The sequence below is a fragment of the uncultured Abyssibacter sp. genome, from assembly GCF_964000955.1.
Taxonomy (GTDB): domain Bacteria; phylum Pseudomonadota; class Gammaproteobacteria; order Nevskiales; family OUC007; genus Abyssibacter.
The window spans coordinates 1-6,658 of the sequence record NZ_CAXFCL010000197.1 but is presented as its reverse complement, the minus strand read 5'-3'; the positions used below and the strand labels follow the sequence as shown (position 1 = coordinate 6,658).

Genomic DNA, 6,658 nt, shown 5'->3' with positions numbered 1-6,658 from the left:
GGCCCGGCCCGAGGCGGGCAGGCTGGCCATCGCCGCGTTGGCTCCCGTGGGAATCATCAGCACCTGGCCGATGCGAATCTGGTGGCCCGACAGCTTGTTGATCGACCGGAACACCGAAACCGTGGTGTCGAAGTCCTCTGCCAGCTCGCTGAGCGTGTCGCCCGCCTGCACCTTGTGACGGTTCCAGGTGACACGCCGGGAGGCGGGCAGGCGTTTCAATGCCAGCGAAAATGCGCCGGCCTTGTCCGTCGGCAGCAGCAGGCGGTGTGGACCGTCCGGGTCGGTGGCGAACGAGTTGAATGCGGGATTCAGCCGCTGGATCTCGTGCAACGGCAGCTGCGCCAGCTCGGCCGCCTGCGGCAGGCCCAGTTGACCGGGTAACTCGACCGCCACGGTCTTCGGCGCCGGGCTTACTCGGGGCAGCTTGATGCCGAAGGTTTCGGGCCGGGCGAAAATCTCCGCCAGGGCGAGGATGCGGGGCACATAGGCTTCGGTCTGCGGCGGGAGGTCCAGCGACCAGAAATCGGTGGGGCGACCCGCCTTGCGGTTGCGCGCGATCGCGCGTCGCACGCGGCCTTCGCCGGCGTTGTAGGCGGCCAGCGACAGCAGCCAGTCGTCATGAATGTCGTTGAGATAGCGCAGGTAGCGGATCGCCGCCTCGGTGGATGCGATGACGTCGCGGCGACCGTCGTACCACCAGCTCCTTCGCACACCGAAGCGGTCCGCGGTATGCGGCATGAACTGCCACAGTCCCGCGGCGGTGCCGGAGCTGAATGCGTTCGGATCGAAGCCGCTTTCAAGAAAGGGAATGCAGATCAGCTCCGCCGGCATGCCCGCCGCTTCGAGCTGGCGCGCGATGATCGCCAGATAGGGTTCCGCGCGATTGACCAGCGTCCGGATCTCATGAGGCCGGGATGCGAAGTCGTCCGCCCAGTAGCGCACGTCCTCGTGGTCGTGGCTGCCGATCTGGTAGTGATCCGCCAGATCGTCCCAGAGGTCGTCGGCGTGCGCGCTGCTGGCAACAAGAAACAGCGCGGCGGCTAAAAGTCGTCGAACAATCACGTGATGGGTTTCTTGGCTCCCCGGGGCGACCGGGATTGTGTTGCACCTGCGGGTCGCGCACAAGCGGGCGTCCCTTCGTTATGCTACCGGGATGGACCGCACGCACCGGCAAGAAGTTCGACTGGGCGACCTGCAACGGTGGCGGGCGACGACCCGTGGCCGCAATCTTGACGCACTGGAGCGCGCGCGGGTCGAGGCGGTTCTGCCGGGGCTGTTCGGGCGGTCGATTCTGCAGATTGGCAGCTGGGGTGAAGGCGAAAGTCTGATCGATGCGGCGCCGATGCCGTTTCGGGCCGTGCTGGGTACGGCAGGCGCCAGCGGCGAGAGCGCGATCACCCGCCTGGGCGCGCTGCCGCTGCCCAAGGGCGTGGCGGACGTGATTCTATTGCCGCACAGCCTGGAGTTCGCGCAGTCGCCGCATCGTCTGCTGCGCGAGGCCGATCGCGTGCTGACGTCGCGGGGCCATTTGTTGATCCTCGGTTTCAATCCCTTGTCCTGGTGGGGGCTGCGGCAGCGTGTCGGCGCGACTTCAGGCCTGCCCGCCGGAGCCCGACAACTGAGTCGTCACCGGGTCTGCGACTGGCTGCACCTGCTGGATTTCGACGTGACCGATGTTCATCGATTCGGGGTGGGTCTGCCGTGGTTGCGGCCCATCGCGCGCAGCGACGGTCGACGGCTGCGTTACTGGCTCAGCATTGCCGCCGAGAGCTACCTGATCGTCGCTCGCAAGCGCACGATTCCGATCACCCCGATCCAGCAGCGCTGGCGTCAGGCCAGGCCGGCGGTGGCACCCGCGCTGGGTGGCGTGAGGGTGAGTTTTGAAGCTGCCGCGGCGCGTCGTCGCGGCGAAAAATCTTGATCATGCGATGAGTCAACGCGTTCGCGCGTTCACCGACGGCGGCTGCCGGGGCAATCCCGGGCCGGGCGGTTGGGGAGCGCTACTCGAATACGGCAAGCATCGCCGGGAGCTCTCCGGCAGCGCCGCGTCCACGACCAACAACCAGATGGAGCTGATGGCTGCCATTCAGGCGCTGGAGTCGCTGTCCCGTTCCTGCGAGGTGGATCTCTACACGGATTCGACCTATGTGCAGAAGGGCATGAAGGAGTGGCTGAAGAACTGGCGCAAACGAGGCTGGAAGACCGCGGCCGGCAAGCCGGTCAAGAATGCCGAGCTCTGGCAGCGCCTCGACGCGGCGGCGCAGCGGCATCGTGTCACCTGGCACTGGGTCAAGGGGCACGCGGGCCACGCCGGCAATGAAGCGGCCGACCGACTCGCCAACGAAGCAATGGACGCCCAGGCGGCGGGAGCAGGCGGATGAGACAGATTGTTCTCGATACCGAAACGACGGGTCTGGAAACCAGCGATGACCACCGGATCATCGAAATTGGCTGCGTGGAAGTCAGGAGTCGTCGCGCCACCGGCAACAACTTCTGGCACTACCTGCAACCGGATCGTGTGATCGACGAGGGTGCGATCGCGGTGCACGGCATTACCAACGAGATGCTCGCCGACAAGCCGCGGTTCGCCGATGTTGCTCAGGAGTTCATCGAATACCTGCGTGGCGCGGAACTGATCATCCACAACGCCGCGTTCGACATCGGCTTTCTGGATCACGAATTCGCCAAGCTGGAGAACCCGCCACCACCCGTCAGCGAGTGGTGCATGGTGACCGACACGCTTGCGATGGCGCGCCAGATGCACCCGGGGCAGCGCAACTCGCTGGACGCGCTTTGTCGCCGATACGACGTCGATAACTCGGGCCGCGATCTCCACGGCGCGTTGCTCGATGCCCAGCTCCTGGCGGAGGTGTACCTCGCCATGACCGGTGGGCAGCAGACCATCGAGCTGGCGGCCGATCCCGGCGAGGGCATGCGGCAGGAAGTGGAACGGCTGTTCGAGCGCAGCGCCGCGCGGCCGAAGGTGATCCGGGCCAGTGACGAGGAACTGGCGCAGCACCACGCCAGACTGGACGCGATGGAAGCCTCCGGCGCGCCGCGCCTGGAGTGGCCGGCCTGAGAGAGCGGTCTCGGCCTACTGCAGCAGGCCGATCAGCGTGACCAGGCCGATCAGCGCGGCGGCCCACCAAACCAGCGTGCTGGATCGCCAAACACTGGCCAGCCAACCCTGTTCCCGGACGCCTGACAGGGCATGGCGATCGAACTGGGCCCAGCAGTAGGCGCCCAGGCGGGCGGCCGCATCCCCGGTTCCCTGGGTGACGGCGACGGCACCGTCCATCACGCGCCGGCCGGCGTAGCGATAAAGCCAGTCGGTATCCAGATTCAGCGCCGGGATTTCGGGTGGATACCAGCCGCGCCGGTAGAGCACCGCGAAGGCGAGGGCGGCGAACAGCAACAGCTGCAGCTGGGTGATGACATGCGTGGTGGTGTAGGCGTTGTAGTCCACGCTGTAGGGCAGCAGGCTGTACAGCGGCTGCGGGTAGATGCCGATGCCGATGCAGAGTGCGGCGGTCAGTCCCATCGCCACCAGCATGTTCATCGGGGCCTCGTCGCAGCGCTTGCCGGAATCATGGGCAAAGAAGCTGAAGAACGGGATCTTGATCCCCGAGTGATCCAGCACGCCGGCCGACGCGAACAGCAGGACCAGCCAGATGACCCACAGATGCTCTTCCGCCACCGCGGTCAGGATCATCGACTTGGTCACGAACCCCGACATCAGCGGAAATGCGGAGATCGATAGCGAACCGATGATGCAGAACGTCGCCGTCCAGGGCATGGACTTGTAGAGCCCGCCCAGTTCGGAGGCCTTGATGGTGCCCACGCGGAACAGCACGGCGCCCATCGCCATGAACAGCAGCGACTTGTAGAGAATGTGCGCGAAGGCGTGAGCAGCGGCGCCGTTGATGGCCAGCTCGGTGCCGATGCCGATACCGACGACCATGAACCCGAGCTGGTTGTTGAGGCTGTAGGCGAGCACCCGGCGCAGGTCGTTTTCGATGACGGCGAAGAAGATCGGGAAGGCGGTCATCACCGCGCCGATCCAGATCAGCATCTCGGTGCCAGCGAAGCCCCTGGCGAGCGCGTAGATCGCCAGCTTGGTGGTGAATGCGGACAACACCACGGTGCCAGTGACCGTTGCCTCCGGATAGGCGTCCTGCAACCAGTTGTGCAGGAACGGGAAGGCGCACTTGATGCCGAAGGCCAGAAGGATGAGCCAGGCGCCTGGTTCGTCCAGCGACATCCGCTCGAAGTCGACGCTGCCGGTCATGACATAGCGCACCGCGATACCGGCGATCAGCACGACGCCGGAGGCCACCTGGATGATCAGATAGCGCATGCCGACGTGATACGCCCGCTCGGTGCGCCGGGCCCAGATCAGGAACACCGACGACAGCGCCGTGAGTTCCCAGTAGATCATCAGCGTGATCAGGTCGCCGGCCAGCACCGCACCGATGGCCGCCCCGGCATAGACCAGTGCGGCGACGTGCTGCACGGTGTCCTTCAGATGCAGCGCGTAGATCACCGCGAGCAGCGCGGCGATGTGGAAGATCACGCCGAAGATGAACGACAGCTTGTCGATCCGCAGGGTTTCGAGCGTGACGCCGAACATGTGGACCACGCCGCCATCGCCGGTCGGCAGCCACACCATCAGCGCCAGCCCGGCCACCGGCAGCGCGAGCATGAACAGCTTGCGCGGGAGGTCGCGCAGCAGCGGCACCAGCAGCCCGCCGAGAATCAGGACCAGCGCCGGGTTGAGCAGGCTTTCAAGCATCGTTGGAGCCTCCCCGCTGTTTCCGTTCGTAGTAATCCTCGGGACGGGCGATCAGGCGTCTGAGCAGCTTCGCGCTCATCACGATGAACAGGTAGGCGGCGAATCCGACCAGCGGGAAGAAGCCGAACCAGCCCTCGAACGCGAAATGCACATGCTTGGTGTAGAGCAGATCGGCGATCAGCAGCAGCACGCAGATCGCGTACAGGGTGTAGACGATGCGGGTGACGTTGCGCGGCTTGTCCAGCCATCCCGGCTCGTGATTGTTCATTCCACGTGCCTCCATCCGTAGCCCAGACTGTCCGCCAGTGGTGCGATCAGCCAGTCTTCGACGAAGAACAGGCCGATACAGGCCAGCGCGGTCAGACAAAGCGGGATCAGACAGGCAATCGGCGCTTCGGTGATCTGCGGCCGGCGGATAATGCGGGATTCCCCCGACGGATCATCCGCCGTGGCCGGAGAGCCCGGCTCCGGCATGAAGAACGCGCGGATCGGGATTGGCATCAGATAGGCGATCCCCAGCAGCGAGCTGACCAGCAGCACACCCATCATCACCGGTGTGCCGGCTTCCACCGCGCCCTCCATCAGCAGCAGCTTGTCCCAGCTGCCGGCCAGCGGCGGCAGGCCAATGATGGAGATGGCGGCCAGCGTGAACGCCGCGAACGTGACTGGCATTTTCGCGCCCAGGCCATCCAGCTCGCTGACCTTGGTCCGGTGCGTGGCGACATAAATCGCCCCGGCGCAGAAGAACAGCGTGATCTTGCCGGCGGCGTGGGTCAGCACATGCAGCGCCCCCTCCAGCACCGCGTAGCGCGTCGCCACCGCGGCGCCCAGCACGATGTAGCTGAGCTGACTGATCGTGGAGTAGGCCAGCCGGGCTTTCAGATTGTCCTGGCGCACGGCGATGGCGGCGGCGGCGAGGATGGTGAAGGCGGCCACCCACATCATCAGGTTGCCGGCGCCCGACATCTGCATGGTGTCGATGCCGAAGTAGTAGATCGTGATCTTGAGCACGGCGAAGGTGCCGGCTTTCACGACGGCGACTGCATGCAGCAACGCGCTGACCGGCGTGGGCGCGACCATGGCCGACGGCAGCCAGCGGTGAAACGGCATCAACGCGGCCTTGCCGATGCCGAACAGGAACATCGCGTAAAGCACGGCTAGCGTGCCGGGCGAGGCCTTGCCGGCGAGGATGCCGCCGTCGCGGAAATCAGTGGTGCCGGTCAGCACGTAGGTCCAGACCAGGGCGGGCAGCAGCAGGCCGATCGATGTGGTCAGCAGCACCGCCAGATAGATCCGAGCGCCGCGCCGGGCTTCGGGCGTGCCCTTGTGGGCAACCAGCGGCCAGGTCGCGAAGGTCATCGCCTCGTAACCGATGAACAGCGTCAATCCGTTCGCCGCGAAGGCGATCAGCATCGCGGCGAAGATCGCCAGCGCGAAGAAGATGAAGAAGCGCGTGTGGTGCTTTTCATGGGCACCGCGCAGATAGCCGATCGCGTAAAGCGAGGTCACCGGCCAGAGGCAGGATGCCACCGTCGCGAACAGCAGCCCCATGGGTTCCAGGTGCAGCGCGAAGGACAGCCCGCCCTGCCACGACCACAGCGTGATCTCCAGATCCTGTTCCACCACTGGCCACAGCGACAGCACCAGCGCCGCCTGGGCCACGCCGGCGATGACGATCAGGCTGTCGCGCAGATTGGCATTGCGGCCGGTGAGCCCGGTCAGCGCCGCCGTCAGCAGCGGACCGGCGAGAATGACGAGCAGCATGTTCACCGCGCCGCCCCGTACAGCACCGCACCGGCTTCCAGGGCCCAGTCCGGCAGCCAGGGCGCGGCGACACCCAGATAAATCGTCAGCACGGCCAGTGCG

7 protein-coding genes are annotated in these 6,658 nt (G+C 65.8%); 3 read left to right on the top strand and 4 right to left on the bottom strand.

The window, feature by feature from the left end; all coding sequences use genetic code 11:
* Positions 1-1,062, bottom strand: a 1,062-nt coding sequence (locus tag ABNS06_RS09455; RefSeq protein WP_348674167.1) for a transglycosylase SLT domain-containing protein, incomplete at its 3' end; no start/stop codon positions are given.
* Positions 1,063-1,153: 91 nt separating this feature from the next.
* On the opposite strand from ABNS06_RS09455, the gene ABNS06_RS09450 reads away from it, so the two are divergent.
* The 3 genes from ABNS06_RS09450 to dnaQ are packed head-to-tail and all read left to right on the top strand — an operon-like array spanning position 1,154 to position 3,079.
* Positions 1,154-1,921: a methyltransferase domain-containing protein gene (locus tag ABNS06_RS09450; protein WP_348674166.1), complete on the top strand. Its 768-nt coding sequence runs from the start codon at positions 1,154-1,156 to the stop codon at positions 1,919-1,921.
* A gap of 7 nt (positions 1,922-1,928) precedes the next feature.
* Positions 1,929-2,381: a ribonuclease HI gene (gene rnhA, locus ABNS06_RS09445; protein WP_348674164.1), complete on the top strand. Its 453-nt coding sequence runs from the start codon at positions 1,929-1,931 to the stop codon at positions 2,379-2,381.
* Positions 2,378-3,079 carry a DNA polymerase III subunit epsilon gene (gene dnaQ / locus ABNS06_RS09440; RefSeq protein WP_348674162.1) on the top strand — a complete coding sequence of 234 codons (702 nt, stop codon included), beginning with the start codon at positions 2,378-2,380 and terminating at the stop codon, positions 3,077-3,079. Before rnhA ends, dnaQ begins: the two co-directional genes overlap by 4 nt.
* A gap of 15 nt (positions 3,080-3,094) precedes the next feature.
* Here the strand turns inward: dnaQ and ABNS06_RS09435 are convergent, their stop codons facing one another.
* Genes ABNS06_RS09435 through ABNS06_RS09425 form a run of 3 tightly spaced genes read right to left on the bottom strand, consistent with a single transcriptional unit; the run spans position 3,095 to position 6,556 of the window.
* Positions 3,095-4,792, bottom strand: a complete 1,698-nt coding sequence (locus ABNS06_RS09435) for a Na(+)/H(+) antiporter subunit D (protein WP_348674161.1) — start codon at positions 4,790-4,792, stop codon at positions 3,095-3,097.
* Positions 4,785-5,060 carry a hypothetical protein gene (locus ABNS06_RS09430; protein WP_348674160.1) on the bottom strand — a complete coding sequence of 92 codons (276 nt, stop codon included), beginning with the start codon at positions 5,058-5,060 and terminating at the stop codon, positions 4,785-4,787. Before ABNS06_RS09430 ends, ABNS06_RS09435 begins: the two co-directional genes overlap by 8 nt.
* Positions 5,057-6,556, bottom strand: coding sequence for a proton-conducting transporter membrane subunit (locus tag ABNS06_RS09425; RefSeq protein ID WP_348674169.1), 1,500 nt, complete (start codon positions 6,554-6,556; stop codon positions 5,057-5,059). The genes ABNS06_RS09430 and ABNS06_RS09425 overlap by 4 nt, the downstream gene beginning before the upstream one ends.
* Between the last annotated feature and the right edge of the window lie 102 nt (positions 6,557-6,658).

Excerpts from the sequence above, each read along its gene's own strand:
- ABNS06_RS09450 (WP_348674166.1), top strand. The coding sequence starts at position 1,154 with ATGGACCGCACGCACCGGCAAGAAGTTCGACTGGGCGACCTGCAACGG.
- rnhA (WP_348674164.1), top strand. The coding sequence starts at position 1,929 with ATGAGTCAACGCGTTCGCGCGTTCACCGACGGCGGCTGCCGGGGCAAT.
- dnaQ (WP_348674162.1), top strand. The coding sequence starts at position 2,378 with ATGAGACAGATTGTTCTCGATACCGAAACGACGGGTCTGGAAACCAGC.
- ABNS06_RS09435 (WP_348674161.1), bottom strand. The coding sequence starts at position 4,792 with ATGCTTGAAAGCCTGCTCAACCCGGCGCTGGTCCTGATTCTCGGCGGG.
- ABNS06_RS09430 (WP_348674160.1), bottom strand. The coding sequence starts at position 5,060 with ATGAACAATCACGAGCCGGGATGGCTGGACAAGCCGCGCAACGTCACC.
- ABNS06_RS09425 (WP_348674169.1), bottom strand. The coding sequence starts at position 6,556 with ATGCTGCTCGTCATTCTCGCCGGTCCGCTGCTGACGGCGGCGCTGACC.